Origin of the sequence: Snodgrassella sp. W8135 (assembly GCF_016101225.1) — a bacterium.
Taxonomy (GTDB): Bacteria; Pseudomonadota; Gammaproteobacteria; order Burkholderiales; family Neisseriaceae; genus Snodgrassella; species Snodgrassella alvi.
The window spans coordinates 224,530-245,150 of record NZ_JACFQX010000003.1; the positions used below are offsets into that span (position 1 = coordinate 224,530).

General features: G+C 42.8%; 16 protein-coding genes and 2 tRNA genes. 11 read left to right on the forward strand and 7 right to left on the reverse strand.

The window, feature by feature from the left end; all coding sequences use genetic code 11:
* The first annotated feature begins 81 nt into the window (after nucleotides 1-81).
* Genes H3T75_RS08365 through H3T75_RS08375 form a run of 3 tightly spaced genes read left to right on the forward strand, consistent with a single transcriptional unit; the run spans nucleotide 82 to nucleotide 3,906 of the window.
* Nucleotides 82-993, forward strand: a complete 912-nt coding sequence (locus H3T75_RS08365) for a MoxR family ATPase (RefSeq protein ID WP_174829962.1) — start codon at nucleotides 82-84, stop codon at nucleotides 991-993.
* Nucleotides 977-1,912, forward strand: a complete 936-nt coding sequence (locus H3T75_RS08370) for a hypothetical protein (protein ID WP_198211479.1) — start codon at nucleotides 977-979, stop codon at nucleotides 1,910-1,912. The genes H3T75_RS08365 and H3T75_RS08370 overlap by 17 nt, the downstream gene beginning before the upstream one ends.
* Nucleotides 1,906-3,906, forward strand: a complete 2,001-nt coding sequence (locus H3T75_RS08375) for a DUF3488 and transglutaminase-like domain-containing protein (protein ID WP_198211480.1) — start codon at nucleotides 1,906-1,908, stop codon at nucleotides 3,904-3,906. Before H3T75_RS08370 ends, H3T75_RS08375 begins: the two co-directional genes overlap by 7 nt.
* A gap of 531 nt (nucleotides 3,907-4,437) precedes the next feature.
* Here the strand turns inward: H3T75_RS08375 and H3T75_RS08380 are convergent.
* The 3 genes from H3T75_RS08380 to grxB all read right to left on the reverse strand — a co-directional run bounded on the left by H3T75_RS08380 (nucleotide 4,438) and on the right by grxB (nucleotide 7,866).
* Nucleotides 4,438-5,112 carry an XRE family transcriptional regulator gene (locus H3T75_RS08380; RefSeq protein ID WP_198211481.1) on the reverse strand — a complete coding sequence of 225 codons (675 nt, stop codon included), beginning with the start codon at nucleotides 5,110-5,112 and terminating at the stop codon, nucleotides 4,438-4,440.
* A 131-nt stretch (nucleotides 5,113-5,243) separates the two neighbouring features.
* Entirely contained in the window at nucleotides 5,244-6,956 is a 1,713-nt protein-coding gene (locus H3T75_RS08385; RefSeq protein ID WP_110414071.1) for a thiamine pyrophosphate-dependent enzyme, read from the reverse strand.
* A 262-nt stretch (nucleotides 6,957-7,218) separates the two neighbouring features.
* The gene (grxB, locus tag H3T75_RS08390) at nucleotides 7,219-7,866 is read right to left on the reverse strand and encodes a glutaredoxin 2 (protein ID WP_198211482.1); all 648 of its coding nucleotides are present in this window, start codon (nucleotides 7,864-7,866) and stop codon (nucleotides 7,219-7,221) included.
* 220 nt (nucleotides 7,867-8,086) lie between these two features.
* Between grxB and hemF the strand changes: the two genes are divergently transcribed.
* A complete protein-coding gene (gene hemF, locus H3T75_RS08395) occupies nucleotides 8,087-9,013 on the forward strand; it encodes an oxygen-dependent coproporphyrinogen oxidase (RefSeq protein WP_084550518.1) in 927 nt (308 codons plus the stop codon).
* 25 nt (nucleotides 9,014-9,038) lie between these two features.
* On the opposite strand, the gene H3T75_RS08400 is transcribed toward hemF, so the two are convergent.
* Complete coding sequence (locus H3T75_RS08400; RefSeq protein WP_198211483.1) at nucleotides 9,039-10,271, reverse strand: chloride channel protein; 1,233 nt, start codon at nucleotides 10,269-10,271, stop codon at nucleotides 9,039-9,041.
* A gap of 145 nt (nucleotides 10,272-10,416) precedes the next feature.
* On the opposite strand from H3T75_RS08400, the gene H3T75_RS08405 reads away from it, so the two are divergent.
* A complete protein-coding gene (locus tag H3T75_RS08405; protein WP_198211484.1) occupies nucleotides 10,417-12,045 on the forward strand; it encodes an ABC-F family ATPase in 1,629 nt (542 codons plus the stop codon).
* A 49-nt stretch (nucleotides 12,046-12,094) separates the two neighbouring features.
* Nucleotides 12,095-12,640, forward strand: a complete 546-nt coding sequence (locus tag H3T75_RS08410) for a GNAT family N-acetyltransferase (RefSeq protein ID WP_198211485.1) — start codon at nucleotides 12,095-12,097, stop codon at nucleotides 12,638-12,640.
* Between the two features lie 48 nt (nucleotides 12,641-12,688).
* Here the strand turns inward: H3T75_RS08410 and crcB are convergent, their stop codons facing one another.
* Nucleotides 12,689-13,075 (reverse strand): fluoride efflux transporter CrcB, encoded by a 387-nt coding sequence (gene crcB, locus H3T75_RS08415; protein ID WP_037392000.1) that lies wholly within the window; start codon nucleotides 13,073-13,075, stop codon nucleotides 12,689-12,691.
* A gap of 123 nt (nucleotides 13,076-13,198) precedes the next feature.
* Between crcB and H3T75_RS08420 the strand changes: the two genes are divergently transcribed.
* The 5 genes from H3T75_RS08420 (at nucleotide 13,199) to H3T75_RS08440 (ending at nucleotide 16,326) form a co-directional block, all read left to right on the forward strand.
* Entirely contained in the window at nucleotides 13,199-13,735 is a 537-nt protein-coding gene (locus H3T75_RS08420) for an NUDIX hydrolase (protein WP_025330368.1), read from the forward strand.
* A 16-nt stretch (nucleotides 13,736-13,751) separates the two neighbouring features.
* Nucleotides 13,752-14,507: a hydroxyacylglutathione hydrolase gene (gene gloB, locus H3T75_RS08425; RefSeq protein ID WP_084586752.1), complete on the forward strand. Its 756-nt coding sequence runs from the start codon at nucleotides 13,752-13,754 to the stop codon at nucleotides 14,505-14,507.
* Nucleotides 14,508-14,664: 157 nt separating this feature from the next.
* On the forward strand, nucleotides 14,665-16,005 hold the full coding sequence (locus H3T75_RS08430) for a deoxyguanosinetriphosphate triphosphohydrolase (RefSeq protein ID WP_198211497.1): 1,341 nt from the start codon (nucleotides 14,665-14,667) through the stop codon (nucleotides 16,003-16,005).
* A 159-nt stretch (nucleotides 16,006-16,164) separates the two neighbouring features.
* Nucleotides 16,165-16,241: transfer RNA gene (locus tag H3T75_RS08435), tRNA-Arg, on the forward strand.
* Nucleotides 16,242-16,251: 10 nt separating this feature from the next.
* Nucleotides 16,252-16,326, forward strand: a tRNA-Glu gene (locus H3T75_RS08440).
* 151 nt (nucleotides 16,327-16,477) lie between these two features.
* On the opposite strand, the gene recG is transcribed toward H3T75_RS08440, so the two are convergent.
* Together recG and ilvD are read right to left on the reverse strand one after the other, a co-directional pair.
* On the reverse strand, nucleotides 16,478-18,514 hold the full coding sequence (gene recG, locus H3T75_RS08445; protein ID WP_078474457.1) for an ATP-dependent DNA helicase RecG: 2,037 nt from the start codon (nucleotides 18,512-18,514) through the stop codon (nucleotides 16,478-16,480).
* A 191-nt stretch (nucleotides 18,515-18,705) separates the two neighbouring features.
* Complete coding sequence (gene ilvD / locus H3T75_RS08450; RefSeq protein ID WP_084564833.1) at nucleotides 18,706-20,574, reverse strand: dihydroxy-acid dehydratase; 1,869 nt, start codon at nucleotides 20,572-20,574, stop codon at nucleotides 18,706-18,708.
* Nucleotides 20,575-20,621: the final 47 nt, after the last annotated feature.

Below are 20,621 nucleotides of genomic sequence, written 5' to 3' on the forward strand. Positions count from 1 at the left end.
CAGAATTATGTCCAGTAGTTACATTCTGCGATAACAAACCCGATATCACTGCCGGATTTTTTATTATTACTGTATCCAAATATGAACCCAAAACTCGAACCGATTTTCAAACAACTCAATGCCCTTATTCTGGGCAAACAACAATTGCTGATACAAATTGTTACCTGTGTACTGGCACGCGGGCATATTCTGCTTGAAGATGTTCCCGGAGTTGGTAAAACCACACTGGCACATGCACTGGCAGCGGTACTTGGATTAAATTACCAGCGCGTACAATTTACTAACGATATGTTACCGGCTGATTTGCTGGGTGTCAGTATATTCCAGCCAAATTCCAACGAGTTTATTTTTCATCCGGGACCAGTTTTCAATTCTTTTTTACTGGCTGATGAAATTAACCGTGCTTCACCCAAACTGCAATCGGCTTTGCTCGAAGCTATGGAAGAGGGGCAAGTATCTGTGGATGGTAAAACCTATGCGCTGCCGAAACCATTTCTTGTAGTTGCTACCCAGAATCCGACAGAACAGCTGGGTACTTACCCTTTACCTGAATCGCAGCTGGACCGGTTTATGATGTGTCTGAGTATTGGCTATCCGGCAGAAAAAGAAGAAAAACAGCTCTACATCTCTGGCGGGCGTCGCCAGTTTGTGCCGCGCATTAAAGCAGTATGCAATGCGGAAATATTACAGCAATGGCAGGCAGAAGTATCCAAAATAAATTTATCTACAGCTGCGGCGGATTATATTTATCGGCTAGTTGCAGCTACGCGTACTCCGGGTACATTCGCAGTCGGGTTGAGTCCGCGTGCCGGATTGGCGGTAGTTCAGGCTGCAAAAGCATATGCATGGGTACAGGGAAGGGCACATGTTGTTCCGGAAGATGTGAAAGCTGTCTGGGTAGCAGTAGCGGCGCACCGCCTGCAACCCTTACAAAGTCAGTCCCGAAGCAGTACTTTACTTACAGGAATGCTGGACCATGTGGCTGTGGTCTGAGGCACCTGCACCTACACTTATTGACGGGCACACAGCTTTGCGTGCACGTAATATACGTGTCAACCTGACACGTATGGGCTGGGGTGTGGCTATTGCCAGTTTTCTGTTATGGGTTATGGCAGTTAATTATCAGGTAAACGTAGCCCATGCACTGGTGTTCTGGTTAGTGGGCATTTTATTATTTGGTGCACTTGCCGGTGTCCGCCAGCTTACTGGGATAGTATTGGCGATTAAACCCCAACAGGAATATTTTGCTGGTAAAGAGTGTGTTTTGACTTTGCAAGCCTGTGACAGTTGCAAACGTACACGCTGGTTATGGCTGCAAACAGCACAGGAAATAACCGGCACAGCCAGTGACTGGGAATTGTGGACAATTACACCAGAAAATACTGAATTTCTCTGGAAATTACCTCCGCAGCGCCGCGGTATTCTGCCACCGTTAATACTTGCCGGAGCCAGTATGGCGCCATTTGGGTTACTGATGATTAAAACTCAATGGGAATTTACTGAAGAACTTGTGATTTTTCCGGAACCTTTAGAACATACTATTTCAGCACAGCGTAGCAGTGATGACGTATCCAGCACCCAAATCAGTCTGAGCGGTCAGGATCCGGCTTATCTGCTGCCTCATCAGAGTTCAGCTTCAATGCGGCAGATAGCATGGAAACATTATGCCAAAACAGGTGATTTATTGGATAAATATTTTGAACAGGGAGGTAAGCGGGTTGAGCCGCTACTGATTTCCTATCGGGATTATCCTCAGGGAACCAGCCTGGAAAAGATGGCGAGTATGATGTGCTATCGGGTACTGGCAGCAGATGCTATCGGGGAAAAATATATACTGGAGTTACCAAGACAGCGCTATGAGGCAACGACAGGTCAACGGACAAAATGTCTGAATGCTTTGGGTAGATGGTAATGTGGCTTGCTGATCCGGTTTTTTTACGTAAATCCCCATCTGTACGCACCCAGCTTATTCTGTTACTGATGCTGGCATGGGTATCGTTACCCTTATTATTTGAATTACCTCTGAGTGTGTGCGCTGCATTCGCTCTGTTGTGGATTGCGCGCGTTGCTTTGCTATTTACCAGTATTAAAAAATTGCCGTTATGGGCATTAATAATATTGCTGGTGGCTACTTCTGTATGGGTATATTTTCGTGTGGGAACGATTATTGGCCGGGATGCCAGTGTTTCTTTGCTCATGTTAATGATAATACTCAAGGCATTTGAGGGTGAAACTTTACGCGACTGGCAAATATTATTGTTAGCTCAGCTAGTACTGATGGGCGGCGGTCTGCTGTTTAATCAAAGTATATTAATGGCCCCCTGGCTGATTGTAGCGTTGTTCTGCCTGATTTCATCTCTGGGATTACTTGCGGGCATCAAACCTATGACGGCAATACGGCAGGGTGCAGTAATTTTAATTCTGTCTTTTCCACTGGCCGTTATTTTATTTATAGCGATGCCGCGCAGAAATACGCCATTATGGGGTGTGCCGCAGCCGCAGCAATCATCTGTTACAGGATTGTCGGATACCCTTGAATCAGGGAGTGTCAGCAATCTGATTTTGAGTAATGAACTGGCTTTCAATGTTATCTTTGATAATAATGCTATTCCACGCAATGCTGATATGTACTGGCGTGTAATGGTAATGGGTAATAACACGGATGGAAAATGGCATGCAGTAAAAGAACAGTATACGGATGAAGATACTTTACAGCTGCCAAGCAGAGCTTTGCTGGAACAGCGTACCGACAGTAAAATGGTAGGATATGAGCTGATTATTCAGGATGATCACGGGCGATTACCGGCACTAGATCAGCCTTTGCCTAATGAACAGTTTGGTTTCAGCCGACGAGTAGGTAACGTTGTCAGGGTCAATAATAGTCGCGAAGGTCTGCGCAGGGTACATTTATATTCTCAGATGACACCATACCTGCGTCAGCAAATGGATCAGGGTTTACTGAATTATTATACCCAGTTGCCGGATGGACTGAATCCTGAAACCCGCAGACTGGCAAAACAGCTGGCCGATAAATCTGGCGGCAGCGAAGAGTTTATCAATCATATACTAACTTATTTCAAAAGCAGTCATTTTCAATACACTCTAACCCCAAAACGGAACAATGAAACACAGAATAAAATAGATTATTTTTTATTCGAGGGACAAGAAGGTTTTTGTGAAGATTATGCAGACGCTATGGTGTGGCTGGCTCGTTCAATCGGTGTACCGGCACGAATCGTAATTGGTTATCAGGGAGGAGAATATCACCCTGACAATAAGTTCTGGCAAATTCGCAGTAAGGATGCCCATGCATGGACTGAAATCTGGATTGCTGAAAAGGGTCTATGGAAACGGGTAGATCCGACCACGGCAGTTTCATCAGTGCGTGTAGATAAAGGGGTGGAAAGTGCTTTACCGGCAGAACAGCGTGCCGGATTATCTTCAGCTTTTCCGTTATTACAGAAATATCTGGATAATGGTCAGTTTTACTGGCAGCAATGGGTGGTTAATTATGATAGGGGTAGTCAGAAGTCAATACTTAGCTGGCTGAATTTAAAAAATATACCTGTATATGTACTGATAATAGTCATTATAATCGCAATTGTCATTACGTCACTTCCACTGATTTTCTGGTTACGCCGTCAGGGTAATGTGCAGACTCAGCCATTAACCGATGGTATTAATCTGCTTAAGCAGACTATTGTAGAAGGTGAAGAGTCAGAATTATCTGCAATCGGTCCGCTTGAGTTACAAAATATACTGGCAGAGCATAATTTGCTTAATGAAGATTTGGCTGCTTTATTGACACAGTATATAGACTGGCAGTATGGAGCAGCAGGAATGCCAGACATGCGCAGCCAGCGAAAATGGTTGCGTAAAATGAAGAAAGCTGTACGCAATCTGTAATTATGCCGATTATCCCGATGCATCATATCGAAGTTGTTTGGATAAATTATTAAGCACAGAAACGAAAACTACCCAGCAATCAATGTTATCAAGAGCTGGGTAGTTTATTATTACATTTAATGACCATATTAATTTTTAGATCAGTCGTGTTTCCGTGTGGTCTGGAATGCCTGACTTTCCGAAATCACTACTGACAGATAACTTTTACTCGGTTCGAATAAAAGTTAAGAAATAACAATACTTTAAATTCTTTGGAATGAAAAGGAGTAATTAATGTTAATAATTAACTATTTGATTTTAAAAAATATAAAAATAGAATAGATTGTTGTTAAAAATATAATATTTTTTAATTTTGAAGTTGCTTTTAGATTGTTGATGCTGCCGGATATTTGTATTTTGTATCACTAAAATTTTATTTCATATTAATTAGCTATCTTTATGAATTAGAAAAATATTTTATGTTAAATGTATAAAAAATTTTGATGTCTATTTTCAAAATGTCAGAAGAAAAAAAGAAATAAAGAATATTAACTAGCCACAACGCCAAATTTTTTTTCCTAAAATTATAAAGTTATCTAGATGATTATAAGAAATCTTAATAGTTTCATAATCACTATTTGAGCTTATGAGATTTATACCATCAACAGTTTGACGGATTTGTCTTATAAAAAAATGTTTATTGTAAGTAATAGCATATATTTCACCATCAATAGGTTCAACATCATTAGTGTTTATCATAACAATGTCATTATTTTCCAAGTTAGGAGCCATGCTGTTACCTTTTACACGCATAGCACGCAAATCATCAGGAATTAAATTTTTAGATTTGAACCAATTATTATTTATGAGTAGTGGCTCTTCAAATTCTGATAAAACCCATTTGGTATTTTCATGATTTTTTGATAAATCAATATTGTATATCATAATTTTTTTATATCCGTCACTTGGACTGGGGTTTTCAGTTGGTTTTGGATTTTCTTCTGTTTGTATTAAATTTTCCCCTGTATATAGCCATGTAACCGTTACTCCTAAAATTTTTGCTACTTCCTCTAACCGTTTTCTTTTTGGAGCTGTGGCTTTAGTCTCATCTTTATTTTCCCATAGTTGGATAGCTGTAATTGATATATTTAACTTCTCTGCTAATTCAGCTTGGGTTAAACCTTTATTAGTTCTAGCTTGTTTAATACGGCTATGAATAGTGTGCATAAATTTTGACTTATTTTTTATTTCAAATAATAAGAGATTCAAGAATACAATTAAATTATTAATTTAAATAATTATTTTTGATTAATGTGTAAAAAAGCGCCCGCTGCATCAATCAGCGGGCCTGTTAAGGTTTAGATGTTATTTTTGATCATATCAATAACTTCTTTGCCTTTACCTTCGAGGATGGCTTTAGAACCATACCAGACCATGTTTTTCACATTTTCATAGCTGATTGCTGGTGGCATTATCAGTTCTTTATCACTGATTACGACATCCAGTAATGCCGGACCTTCGTGTGCAAGAAATGTTTTTACAGCGGCCTCCAGCTCAGAAGATTTGCTTACGCTTTGAGCACTGAAACCACAGCCTTCTGCAATGGTTTTGAAGTCACCGTTTTTCAGGTCAACATAGACTTCTACCAAACCTTCGCCTTTTTGTTCCTGCTCCACGAAGTTCAGGGAACTGTTGTTGAAAACAACTATTTTAATCGGCAGATTTTCCTGTTTGGCAGTAAGCAGATCACCCATCAGCATGGCTAAACCGCCATCTCCAGATAAAGAAATGACTTGTCTGCCCGGAAAGGCTTTCTGGAAACCATAAGCCTGTGGCATACCGTTTGACATGGTGCCATGTTTAAGGCTGGTCAGGAAGCGCCGTTTGCCATTCATGGTTAAATAGCGGGCTCCCCACAGCATTGGAGTTCCTACATCTGCGGTAATCAATGCATCATCACTGGCATACTTATCTATCAATTCGATTAGTTGCTGGGGGTGAATTGGGTGTTTGTCATCTGGAGTGGCATACGTTTCAAATTTATCCATAATTTTGGCAAATAAAGCGGTATGGTGCTCCAGAAAACTGCTGTCGTTACGAGTTTGTATTTTCGGCAAAATTGTTTGCAGAGTGGTTTTAACATCACCAACCAGCCCCAGATTAATCGGATGACGCAAGCCTAACTGAGTAGCTTCATGATCAATCTGGATGATATTGGCCTTTTCTGGATAATATTCAGACCATGCAAAGCTGCAACCGAGTAATAATAAGGTATCGCAGTTTTTGATGGCATCATAACCAGCCTTAGTACCAAACATCCCGGTCATGCCCACCTGATAAGGATTATCCCAGGCAATGCTGTCTTTAGCACGGGAAGTGTGTACAACTGGTGCCTTTAGTTTTTCTGCCAGTGCAATTACTTCATCATGTGCATCTTTAGCACCAAAACCAGCGTAAATGGTGATTTTATTTCCCTGATTAATCGCTTTGACCAGTTCTTCTATTTCGTTATCATTCGGACGGGTAACTGGTTGTGGGTGCCATATTTTTACTGGTTTCTCAGCTACTTCCATTTTGCTGATGTCGCTGGGCAGAATAACAACGGCTACACCGCGTTTATTAATGGCAGCTTGTGCGGCCTGAGTGAATATACGCTGAGCTTCTTCCGGCTGGTTTACCATCTGGCAGAAAACGCTTGTATCCTGATAGACCTTGAGGAAATCCACTTCCTGCGGGAATCCGGTGCCCATAGAAGTGGCGGCCAGCTGACTGGCAATAACAATTACTGGTGCATTATTGCGGTTGGATTCGTATAAGCCGTTAATCAAATGCAAGCTGCCAGGACCGCAGGAACCGGCACATGCAGTAAGTTTGTTTGTAATCAGAGCTTCAGCGCCGGCAGCAAAGGCAGCTGCTTCTTCATGACGTGTATGCACCCAGTTAATGCTACTTTTTTCTATCGCTTTGCCAACAAAGTTCAGGGTATCACCGATAATGCCGTAACAGTTGCTGACACCTGCTTCAGTAAGAACATCAACCAATATTTCTGATACAGTTTTCGTTTTAGACATGCTGTATTTCCTCTTAAAATTGATTATTTATTTCAAAAATAATAAAGTAAATATTTTCTTACTATTTATTTATATAACTATATGTTATAAATAAATAAAATATTTATATTAATTCTTTATCAATATTGTTTGTATTGTAATATTGTGTAATCAACAAAACAAGATTATTGTTGAAAATCATTTAAAATCGATATTTTCGAATAAATTTTTATAAAAATGGCAGCCTTTATGTTTTGCCGGCTGCCAAAAAACTGCTTAATAATCAGATTGCGCGGTCATCAAACAATGGAATGCGAGTAATCCGGCTAATGCTGTGCATATAATCCAGCACCGGCGCAGTCCATTCTATTCCTTTGACCATAGTCATATTACGCAATAAAGGAAATAAAAGAATATCTTCCATTCCGAAAGTACCATTACTACCATGATCATTCACAATTAGCGGCGATAGTGCAATCAGATCGGCATTGAACCGGTTAATATAGGTTTGACTGTTTTGTAAATGGTGCTGAAAATCACCAAAAATAGCTGTTTTTTTGTTGATGAAATAGTTGATGGCATTCTGAGTCGCAAACTCAGGCAGGTTAATACTGATGCAGCGCGGTAAAGTCAGGAAATTACGGTAAGTATCAACAATTTTTATCCAGCCTTTAATTTCAGGGCGTACAGTATTGTTTATAAGAACTGTACCAGAAAGCTGATCAATGTAGTGAACGATATCCAGACTTTCACCCATGGCAGTACCATCATCTTTTACCAGAATCGGTACCATTTTTTTTCCGATTAATTTATTCGGGGTGTCTTCGTCATCATTCAGCAGATAGATATTTTCTACTGGTACTATTTTTTTACCGAATATCATTCTGGCTCGTACACAGTAGGGACAATGGTCATAAATATAAAGTTGCATTCAGATTTCCTTTTCGGATTTAGTGTGTTGATTAAATGTACAATATACAAAAATATCATGTTTTAATATTTATACTGATAGTTTCGTATTGTTAAATAAGCGATAAATACTGTCAGGTAACAATAATACTGATTAAAATAATCTGTTATTGTAGATTGTGTATTACAAATATTAATTAATATTATACATATATTAATTAAACTTAGTTTACGGTTTTTTTATGAGTTGCGATGTCTTTAATCAAAATCTGGATTTTTTTCAAAACTTACAATTACATTTGGCTGATGCCCTGGCAAAAGAAGATGGTACTGCGGGGTTTGTAACAGATGAATGGTCTGGCAAATTGGGAAACGGGCGCAGTATGGTACTCAAACAAGGTGCTGTGTTTGAACAGGCTGGCGTTAATTTTTCTCATGTTAAGGGTACCGCTATGCCGGCTTCAGCTGTGCGTAAACGCCAGTATCTGGCAGGAGCTCCTTATGAAGCAATGGGGGTGTCAATGGTGGTACATCCGTGTAATCCATATATCCCTACCAGTCATGCGAATGTACGTTTATTCATTGCATATCCGGAACGCAGTAATCCGGTCTGGTGGTTTGGCGGCGGTTTTGATTTGACCCCCTTTTATCCATTTATTGAAGATGTAGTGCATTGGCATAAGGTTGCTTATGATGCGTGTCTGCCTTTTGGTGAAACGGTATATTCTGAATTTAAAGAGTGGTGTGACCGTTATTTCTATCTGCCTCACCGGCAGGAACAGCGAGGGGTAGGCGGTTTATTTTTTGATGATTTAAACCGCTGGGATTTTGCTCGTTGTTTTGCTTTTGTACGTGCAATAAGTGCTGCTTATTTACAAGCTTATCTGCCTATTGTGGCGCGGCGCAAAAATATGGATTTTGGCGAGCGTGAACGTCAGTTTCAGTTATACAGGCGCGGACGTTATATTGAATTTAATTTATTGTGGGACAGAGGCACTCAGTTTGGTTTACATGCCGGCGGGCGAACAGAATCTATTTTGATGTCTATGCCGCCTTTAGCCCGCTTTGAATATCAGTATGAACCGGTACCTGGTTCTGCTGAAGCCGGTCTGGCTGGATATTTACAGGCGCGTGACTGGCTGGCAGAAGCAGAAAACTGTCTGGTTTGAGTAGTAAAATTATTATATATACTGTTTAACTTTGTTTTTTGTTCAATCCTTGTTGGCAGGATAGTGCTGTAAGCAGACACAGGCAAATTGGCATTATCATGTCGGGCGTAATATTGGTTATTTCCAATACAAATAATATGGCGGTAAGAGGCATTTTTTGCTGTACTGCCAGAAAAACGGTAGCTCCGGTCACAACTGCGGCGACTATGGGAACAGGTGGCAGCATGCTGTTCCATGCAGTGGCTGCGAGTAATGCAATCAGACCGCCAAGCATCATCGAAGGAGTAATAAATCCCCCGTATGCTCCGGCACGGGTGGCCAGTAAAAGCGCCAGCCATTTACCGATTAATAGTGCCAGAGCATAATGCCAGCTTATCTGGTCATTAAATAACAGTTCATTACCGGCTTTTCCGTTACCAAGTATCTCCGGCAGTTGCATGGACAAAACCCCGATAAGTATAAAGGCACCGATACTGATAAAGATCAGCTTGGGGCTGGTACGTACAGCCGGTTTGCAATAGGCGAGCTGGTATTGTAACAGCCATGAGAATGCAACAATCACTGGTCCCAGCAACAACGACCAGATTAACAGTGGACTGTTCAGGGTAATTGCCGGTAGCTGATAGGCTGGCTGGCTACCCAGTCCGATCCGGCCTACCCATGCTGCGGTTGTACAGCAGATTAAAGCCGCAATAACGGTATTGCGCTGAAAACTGAATAATAAAGTTTCCAGTGCAAACAGAGCACCGGCCAGAGGTACATCAAAAACCGCGGACAGACCGGCGGCTGCACTACAGGCAAGCAGGACTTTTCTCTCTTCTGTACTGATGTTAAATCGCCGGCCGATAAAATCTGCAATAGCTGAACTGATTTCACGTGGTGCTGTCTCACGTCCGAGAGGTGAACCCATGCCTACTGTGAATATCTGTAACATACCATGAAAGAAAGTAGAAACTAACGGTATAGGTGTGGCACTGTTGCCAATTGCTTCCCTGATATCAACCAGTTTGGGAGCAAAACGGTGCAGCAGATACCAGCCGGCGCCCGCTATTACGCCACATGCACTTAATGCAAGTAAACGATGTATGGCTGTGGTTTGTTCGACAATATTACGAAATGTGATGCCGTCTGTACGGACTATTCCGTACACTAACTGCTGAATTAAATGCAATAATCCGATAAGTGACATGCCTGTCACGCCGGCGATGGCACCACAAAATAGTAATAAGGCAATCAGTTTCGGATTTAATCTGAACATGGCATGATAAATTTGCGATAAATCAAAGGTACTTTTGCTTTCTAAATAACGATATTGTAAACGACAGCACAGACTTTGCCGAATTTTGGCACGTGTCTGTGTTAAAATCAGAATATTTTGTCAGGAATTTAAAGGAAGTATTGCAGTGATCAGTACCAATAATATTACGATGCAGTTTGGCGCGAAGCCATTGTTTGAGAATGTATCGGTTAAGTTCGGTGGAGGCCATCGTTATGGGTTGATTGGTGCTAATGGCTCGGGTAAATCAACTTTTATGAAGATTCTCGGCGGTGATCTCGAACCCACTAGTGGTGAGGTGGCCATTGATCAAGGCCTGCGTCTGGGTAAGCTGAGACAGGATCAGTTTGCGTATGAGGATATGCGCGTACTGGACGTGGTACTGATGGGGCACACAGAAATGTGGGCAGCCATGACAGAACGCGACGCCATTTATGCTAATCCGGATGCCACTGAAGATGATTATATGCGTGCAGCCGATTTGGAAACAAAATTTGCCGAGTATGACGGCTATACAGCTGAGGCACGGGCGGGAGAATTACTTGCCGGTGTCGGTATCGATGAACATCTGCATAATGCCAGCATGAGTGAAGTTGCACCGGGTTTTAAACTGCGCGTATTACTGGCACAGGCACTGTTTTCCAAACCGGATGTGCTGTTGCTGGATGAACCGACCAATAATCTGGATATTAATACTATTCGCTGGCTGGAAGGTGTGTTGAACAGCTATGAATCCACCATGATTATTATTTCGCACGACCGCCATTTTCTGAATGAAGTATGTACTTATATGGCCGATGTAGACTATGGTGGCATTACTTTGTATCCGGGCAACTACGATGATTATATGCTTGCCTCTGCACAAGCACGTGAACGTACTTTAAAGGATAATGCTAAAGCTAAGGAAAAACTTCAGGAATTACAGGAGTTTGTGGCACGTTTTTCTGCCAATAAATCCAAGGCAAGACAGGCAACCAGCCGGGCGAAACTGGCTGATAAAATTAAGTCAGATATGGTGGAAGTGAAACCTTCCAGCCGTCAAAGCCCGTTTATCCGCTTTAATTTTGATGATAAGAAAAAGTTGCATCGGCAGGCGCTTGAAGTTGAGGATTTATCAAAACGTTTTGATCGGCAATTGTTTAAAAAGCTGAGTTTGATGCTTGATGCCGGTGAACGTCTGGCAATTATCGGTCCTAACGGTGCCGGTAAATCTACACTGCTGAAATTACTGGCTGGTGCATATAATGAAGCATACACTGATGGCATTAAAGCAGATAGCGGTACTATAAAATGGGCAGAGAAAGCACAGGTTGGCTATTACCCGCAAGATCATGAAAATGATTTCGATGTATCTATGACTCTGACTGAATGGATGCGTCAGTGGGGCAAGGAAGGCGATGATGAGCAGGTGATTCGCGGTACTTTAGGCCGTCTGCTTTTTGGCAGTAATGAAGTCGGCAAGCAGGTACAGGTACTTTCCGGTGGTGAAAAAGGCCGTATGCTATATGGTAAACTGATTTTGCAGGAACCTAATGTGCTGGTAATGGATGAACCTACAAATCACATGGATATGGAAAGTATTGAGGCGCTGAATATGGCGCTGGAAAAATTCCCGGGTACTCTTGTGTTTGTATCTCATGACCGCCAGTTTGTTTCCAGTCTGGCTACACAGATTATTGAGCTGGATGGTGAAGGTGGTTATGAATATTATCTGGGTGATTATGAAGGTTATCTGGCTAAAAAAGGTGTAGTTTAATATTTGTAAGCTGCCTGTGTTTACAGGCAGTTTTTTATATGGGAAAAAAATGAATACCGGCAAAAGTAACGCAGTTGAGCTGATTGAATGTAATGAAAAGGAACATGCGGCAGCCATTCTGGCGCTGTTTAACGATACTATCGCCACCTCAACTGCACTGTATGATTATGAGCCCCGTTCACTATCATTTATGCATGGCTGGTTTGCAGCTAAGCGTGAGCGCAATTTTCCGGTTATCGGTGCAGTAAATGGTCAGGGTGAACTGATGGCTTTTGCTTCATGGGGTGCATTCCGTGATTATCCTGCCAATAAATATACGGTGGAACACAGTGTATATGTACGTAATGACTGTCGCCGGCAGGGGCTGGCACGCAAACTGATGCAGGAACTGATTGTACGTGCACGTCAGGCTGATTTACATGTGTTAATGGGTGTGATTGATGCAGACAATGACAGCAGTATTGCTCTGCATGAACAGCTTGGCTTCAAACATGTTGGCACATTGCCTCAGATTGGTTTTAAATTTGGTCACTGGCTGGATGCGGCACTTTATCAGTTAATTCTGGATACACCAGCTCAGCCTGTCGATGGTTAATAGTAACTCGTTTTTTTACAAAGCTCGCCATCAATACAAAATCATATCTTAGCCGGCTTTAAGCCACCAGTGCACAGTTACCAAACCCAGAATAGTCAGCAGTAAAGAACCGCCTGTATGCAGCAGTATATGTGTTACTGCCAGAGTATAACGTTGTGACAAAAGCATTTGCACGGCTTCGAGTGAGAAGGTGGAAAACGTAGTCAGCCCGCCGAGAAAACCAGTAATAACAAACAGACGCCATTCCGGAGCGATCTGGGTAAAATGTATACACAATGCACTGAACAGACCAATCAGATAAGCACCGATCCAGTTTGCCAGCAGTGTGCCATAGGGCAAACCGGAATGAAGCGTATTCAGCGAGATTCCCAGAAGCCAGCGCATGATGGCACCCAGAGCTGCGCCGGCAGCAATGGCAAATAAAGATAAATACATAATCAATCCAATCATACGACGAATATACAATTAATAATTTTAAACTAAAGCCGGACATGCCATATTGCCTTCTGCTGCTGAAATGACTACGCTAGTGTTTTTAGACATGTAGAAAGTATCAATATGGATCTGACTGAAACCAAAATTTCCAGTAAAGAAGTTTATCGCGGTTCCTTTTTAAATGTTTCCGAGGACACTGTTCGTTTACCCAATGGCAACCAGGCACAGCGGGTAGTCGTACAGCATCCGGGTGCCGCGGCTGTACTTGCGGTTACGGCTGAGCAAAAAGTGGTATTGGTACGACAGTGGCGCTATCCGGTAGGTGAGGCTTTACTGGAAATCCCGGCAGGTAAGCTGGACGGAAAAAATGAAGATCCTGCGCATGCTGCTTTGCGCGAACTGGCTGAAGAAACCCCTTATACTGCTGCTGAAGTAAAACTGATACATACTTTTTATACTGTTCCCGGTTTCGGTGATGAAAAAATGTATCTTTATCTGGCTGAAAATGTGCAACCAAATAGTGCTCTGGCGGCGGATGAAGATGAAATTATTGAACCAGTGTTGCTCAATCGTGAGCAAGTGCGTTCGGCACTGGCAAATAATCAGATTCATGATGGAAAAACGCTGATTGCTTTGCAGTACTGGTTGTTATATTGTTAATAAATTTATATTTGTCATGAAAATAATCCCGTTACCCGCTCTTTCTGATAACTATATCTGGCTGTTGCAGCAAGAAAATCAGGCTATAGTAATTGACCCGGGCGAAGCACCTGTTGTCATAAATTATCTGACTGAACACAACCTGACCCTGGATGCTATCTGGCTTACTCATTCTCATTATGACCATATTGATGGGGTGGCGGAATTAAAAAAACATTATTCGCAATGCCAGATTACCGGTTGCATTGATTGGCATATTGTGAATATACCCGTAACTGAAGGCAGTAAATTTCAGGTATTCGGTCAGCATATAACAGTTTGGCATATTCCCGGGCATACTACAGATCATTTGGCTTATTTAGTATGCGATTCTGTCGGTCGTTACAGAGTATTTTGTGGTGATACGCTGTTCAGTGCAGGCTGCGGACGAGTGAATGGGACTATGGCACAATTGTTCAGCAGTTTGCAGCGTTTAAACAGTCTGCCGCCTGATACCTTGTTTTATCCGGCACATGAATATACCGCAGCAAATTTGAAATTTGCACAAGCCGTTGAACCGAATAATTCTGCAATCAGAAAAGCATTAGTACAGGCAGATAAATTACCTACCTTACCGGTAAGTCTGGCACATGAACGCACAATCAATCCTTTTTTGCGTACCAGTCAGCCGGAAGTGATGGCCACATTACGCCAAAAAGGCCTCTCAGAGCATCAGCTTGCCCAACCATTGGCAGTGTTTACTTATTTAAGGGAGTGGAAAAATCATTTTTAAAATTAATCACAATGTGACTTTCTGCATGCTATGATTATTTCAACATAATAACGAAGGAATAAATGAGTTGAAACTGAGCTAAAGAATGGCGACTGATAATCTCAGCCGGCATATAAAGCTTTCAATTTATCTGAATATGAAAAAATCATCATATTGCATGGACTGGACTAAGTTGCTCAGTACCCAGCGCTTTAAGCCGGAAAATGGGTGTATTGTGCCTACAGTGACCGCTTCAAGTGAAGAGGGGGCGGATGCACTGCGTACTGATTTTCATATTGATTATGATCGTGTGGTTTTTTCCAGTGGTTTTCGTCGTCTCGCCCGTAAAACGCAGGTTCATCCGTTTGCCTTACATGACCATACACATAATCGTCTGACTCATAGTGTTGAAGTTGCCAGTGTCGGGCGCAGTCTTGGAAATCGGGTCGGTGTAATGCTGAATGCCGGTCATTTCCTGCCATCTGGCAGCCATGCTGCTGATATCGGGGCGATTGTACAGGTTGCCTGTCTGGCTCATGATTTCGGTAATCCGCCATTTGGTCATACAGGTGAAGATGCATTACGTGAGTGGTTCCGTGATCCGCAGCATGCTCATTATTTACAGGAATTGAGCAATACAGGACGCAATGATATCGAAACTTATGAAGGAAATGCACATAGCTTGCGTCTGGTAGCCAGTCTGGAAATGTATCAGAATGATGGCGGAATGCGTCTGACTGCTGCTGTTATCGGTGCTTTAATTAAGTATCCGTGGACCAGTTCTGCGCCGCATAGGCGGAATAAATTCAATATTTATCAGACTGAACTGCCCTTTATGCGTTGTATTGCAGAACAGCTGGGGTTACCGCAAACCGGTGAAAATCAGTGGATGCGTCATCCGCTTTCATATTTAATGGAAGCTGCTGATGATATTTGTTATGCCTTGCTGGATTTGGAAGATGCTGTCGAAATGGGATTATTACAGGTGGCAGACGTAGAGCAAATTCTATCCAGACTGACTAATAAAGAATATTTCTGGCAGTCTTATAGCAGTCAGGAGCGTTGTGCCCGATTGCGCGGAATTGCTATCGGAAGAGCAGTAGACGATATTGCACATACTTTTATTAAGCATCATCGAGATTTATTGAATGGTTCATTTCGCGGTAAGGATTTGCTTGCCCTGGCTAGTCCGGATGTTAGTGAAGCTCTGAACGCTGCAAAAGAGCTGGCTCGCACACGTATATTCCGCCATCAAAGTAAGCTCATTACTGAAATTGCTACTTTTCCTTGTCTGGGCTCGATACTGGGTTTGCTTGTACCTGCGGTGCATGCCTTTATTAAAACCGATCAGCTTAGTAAAAGGCAGGAGCTGGCATTGTCATTATTAAAAGAACAAAAACTGGATAAAAAGGATGGTTTATATCTGGGATATATGAAAGTTCTGGATTTTGTTGGTGGTATGACTGACAATACTGCGGCAAAGCTGGCGCGTGAAGTATCCGGAATCGGAATGCTGTAGATTTTTTTGCTTATATAGTTGCAAAATAAATATATAAAAATCAAGATATTTATCTATTTGTTTTCATTTTTATCTATTTTTGGCTTGCTAAAAGACCATTTATTGCGTATTATCGCGCTTCTTGATTTTCGGTGACTCTTAAACGAGTTCGAAAGCAGTGCACCCGTAGCTCAGTTGGATAGAGTATCTGGCTACGAACCAGAGGGTCGGGCGTTCGAATCGCTCCGGGTGCACCATCAAGCTAATGCGCCCATCGTCTAGCGGTTAGGACATCGCCCTTTCACGGCGGTAACCGGGGTTCGATTCCCCGTGGGCGTGCCAGATTTTAAAACCTGTTTGATTTTTCAAACAGGTTTTTTTATTTTAGCTTGAAATATTGCTGGTTTAATTGTTTAGTCCAGAGAATATAGCTGCTGAATTTTGTCATTAAATTTTTCAGGTTTCACTGGAGCTGTTAATACAGATAAATATTTTATACGCCCAAATAAGCAGACCGTTGAGATAGCCACCGTTGCAAGTGTTTATTGACTACTTCAGGTTGCTGGCTAATCAGAACAGGCGCTAAATCACGTGCTTTTTCCAGTATGGGCAGATCTTCTTCCAGATTGGCAAAACGCAGCATCGGCACACCACTCTGGCGTGCTCCCAGAAACTCTCCCGGTCCGCGAATATTCAAATCTTGTCGGGCAATTTCAAAGCCGTCGGTATTTTCATAAATTACTTTCAAACGTGCTTTGGCAACATCACTAAGAGGTTCACTGAATAACAATACACAGCGGCTGGCTGCTGCTCCACGTCCCACCCGACCGCGAAGCTGATGCAATTGTGCCAGCCCCATACGTTCAGCATGTTCTATTACCATCAGACTGGCATTGGGTACATCTACACCAACTTCAATCACTGTTGTAGCTACCAGTACCTGAATACTGCCTTCAACAAATGCTGTCATAACAGCTGCTTTTTCTGCCGGCTTGAGCCGTCCATGTATTAAGCCTATATTCAGTTCCGGTAACGCCGTCTGTAATTGAGCAACTGTATCTACGGCAGTTTGCAATTGCAGTACTTCAGATTCTTCAATTAACGGGCAGACCCAGTATACCTGCCGGCCTTGTGCACAGGTATGCTTTACCAGTTTTTCAACTTCCTGACGGCGGGCCGTGTTTACCAGACGGGTTATAACAGGTGTTCGTCCGGGAGGCAGTTCATCAATGACAGAAACATCCAGATCGGCAAAAAAACTCATTGCCAGTGTGCGGGGTATTGGTGTTGCGGACATCATCAGCTGATGTACATCTTCACCTTTATTTTTTAATGCCAGACGCTGGGCAACACCGAATCTGTGCTGTTCATCAACAATAATCAGACCCAGATTATGAAAAGTAACATCATCCTGAAATAGAGCATGCGTACCTATTGCCAGCTGAGCAGTACCATCTGCCAGTTCTTTCCGTGCTTCATCACGGGCTTTTTTGCGCATACTGCCTGAAAGTCTGGCAATCCGGATTCCTAAAGGTGAAAACCATTGTGTAAATTTCAGATAATGTTGTTCAGCCAGAATTTCTGTGGGTGCCATGACCGCTACCTGAAAACCGGCTTCTATTGCAATTGCCGCTGCCAGAGCACAAACAATGGTTTTACCACTACCCACATCTCCCTGCAGTAAACGGTGCATCGGGTGTGTCTGGGCTAAATCATCAGTGATTTCAGAAAGAGCACGCTGCTGAGCTTCTGTTAAGGTAAAACTCAGATTAGCCAGTAAGTGCTCACTAATATGGCCGTTACCAGTTAAAGCTTTTGCATGCCCGTTTAAGCGTTGCTGGCGTGCCAGCCTCATGGATAACTGCTGAGCCAGCAATTCATCAAATTTCAGTCTTTGCCATGCCGGTAAAGTACCTTCATGTAAATCACGCGCAGTGTACTCTGGTGGCGGAGAGTGCAGAAAAATCAGGCTTTCCAGCAGGGGAGGTAATTGTAATTGCTGTAATAATTCAGCCGGCAGTGTATCATCTGCCGGCAAGTGCTTAAGTGCAGCCTGAATCAGCCGGCGAAGAGCAGGCTGGTTTAGTCCGTTAACGGTGGGATAAACAGGAGTGAGGCTTTCTGCCAGTCCTTTATCAATATCAGTGCGAATCTTTGGGTGCACCATCTCATCGCCAAAAAAACCATGTCTGATTTCACCCAGAGCCCGAATCACATTACCTTCTGCCAGTTGTTTTTGCTGATTAGGATAAAAATGCAAAAATCGCAGGTACAAGACATGTCCGGATACGTCCTGAACTTGTACTACCAGCTGTTTACGCGGACGGAATTGTATTTGCTGATGAATAACAGTCGCTTCAATCTGTACCGGCACCCCGTTCTGTGCATCAGCAATCGTCGTAATATGTGTCTCATCTTCATAGCGTAACGGTAGGTGTAAAGCCAAATCCCAAATATTAGTAATATTGAGTTTGGTCAGTTTGGCAAGCGTATTGGCACTTACTGGAAAGGGAAAATCAGCAGCAGACATAGTGACAAACAGTAAAAGCATATTACAACATGGTTACGATAGCATGTTTGCACATATAGCGCTAATCTGACCACTTTAATCATATTTAAAGAATTGATCAGAATATCAAATTAATACACTGTGTATTTTGATTAAAAAAATAAACCCGTTTCGCTATCCGGACAGCGAAACGGGTACTCTGACAGAATGAATTAATCTTGTCGCTCTACTTGTGTTACATCACGTACAGCACCGGTATCAGCACTCGTAGTCATGGCTGCATAGGCACGTAAAGCAACAGAGACATGACGCTGACGTTTAACAGGTTTCCATGCACGAGCACCACGACTTTCCATTTCTGTGCGGCGTTGTACCAACTCTGCATCAGATACAGCCAGATGTATCCGACGTTCAGGAATATCAATTTCGATAATATCTCCTTCCTGTACCAGCCCGATATTGCCGCCTTCAGCAGCTTCAGGAGAAGCATGACCAATCGAAAGGCCGGAGGTGCCTCCGGAAAAACGGCCGTCTGTAAGCAGAGCACATGCTTTACCCAAACCTTTAGATTTCAGATAACTGGTCGGATAAAGCATTTCCTGCATTCCGGGGCCGCCTTTGGGACCCTCATAACGGATAATAACCACATCACCAGCTATTATTTGATTACCCAGAATGGCTTCAACAGCCTCATCCTGACTTTCAAACACCCGGGCACGGCCGGTAAATTTAAGGATGCTGTCATCTACACCAGCTGTTTTAACTACACAGCCGCGTTCTGCGAGATTACCGAATAACACAGCCAGACCGCCGTCCTGAGAATAAGCATGCTGTTTATCACGGATACAGCCATTTTCACGATCCAGATCCAGAGTAGACCACATCGCGTTTTGGGAGAAAGCCTCAGTTGAACGGATTCCGCCCGGTGCAGCCCGATACCGTTGTATTGCCTCAGTATTGTTCTGATTGCTTACATCCCAGTGCTTAATCGCATCTGCCAGAGTAGGCATATGTACAGTATGTACACTGGTATCTAGTAAACCGGCATGATTAAGCTGGGATAAAATGGCCATAACACCGCCGGCACGATGCACATCTTCCATGTGATATTTCTGTGTAGCTGGAGCTACTTTACACAGGCAGGGTACATGGCGGCTTAACTGATCAATATCAGCCATTTTAAAATTAACACCGGCCTCGGTCGCAGCTGCCAGTAAGTGTAATACCGTATTGGTAGAACCACCCATAGCAATATCCAGACTCATAGCATTATTAAAAGCTGCCTTAGTTGCAATACTGCGCGGAAGCACACTGGAGTCATCCTGTTCATAATAGCGTTTGGCTAATTCAACAATACGCCGGCCTGCTTCAAGAAAAAGTTCTTTACGTAATGCATGAGTAGCGAGTAAAGAACCATTACCGGGTAAGGATAAACCCAGAGCTTCAGTCAGACAGTTCATTGAATTAGCTGTAAACATACCAGAGCATGAACCGCAGGTAGGGCAGGCACTACGCTCCACTTGTGCAACCGTTTCATCGCTGATTTTATCGTTACCAGCCTCAATCATTGCATCAATCAGATCCAGCTTGCGGATTTGTTGCTCACCATTGGTGGCAGCGATAATTTTACCTGCCTCCATCGGACCACCGGAGACAAAAATAGTCGGAATGTTCAAGCGCATGGATGCCATCAGCATTCCCGGAGTAATTTTGTCACAGTTGGATATACACACCAGTGCATCAGCACAATGTGCGTTGACCATATATTCCACACTATCCGCAATCAGGTCGCGTGAAGGCAAGCTATAAAGCATTCCTTCATGTCCCATAGCGATGCCATCATCAACCGCGATGGTATTAAATTCCTTGGCAATACCGCCAGAACGTTCAATTTCACGTGCTACCAGCTGACCTATATCGTGCAAATGCACATGTCCGGGAACAAATTGGGTAAAAGAATTGGCTATGGCAATAATCGGTTTACCAAAATCACTATCAGCGACACCTGTTGCACGCCAGAGCGCACGTGCACCGGCCATATTGCGCCCATGTGTAGAAGTTTGTGAACGGTATTGTGGCATTATGCATTCCCTTGTATTGGTTTTTATCTGTAAATGTAAAACAACTG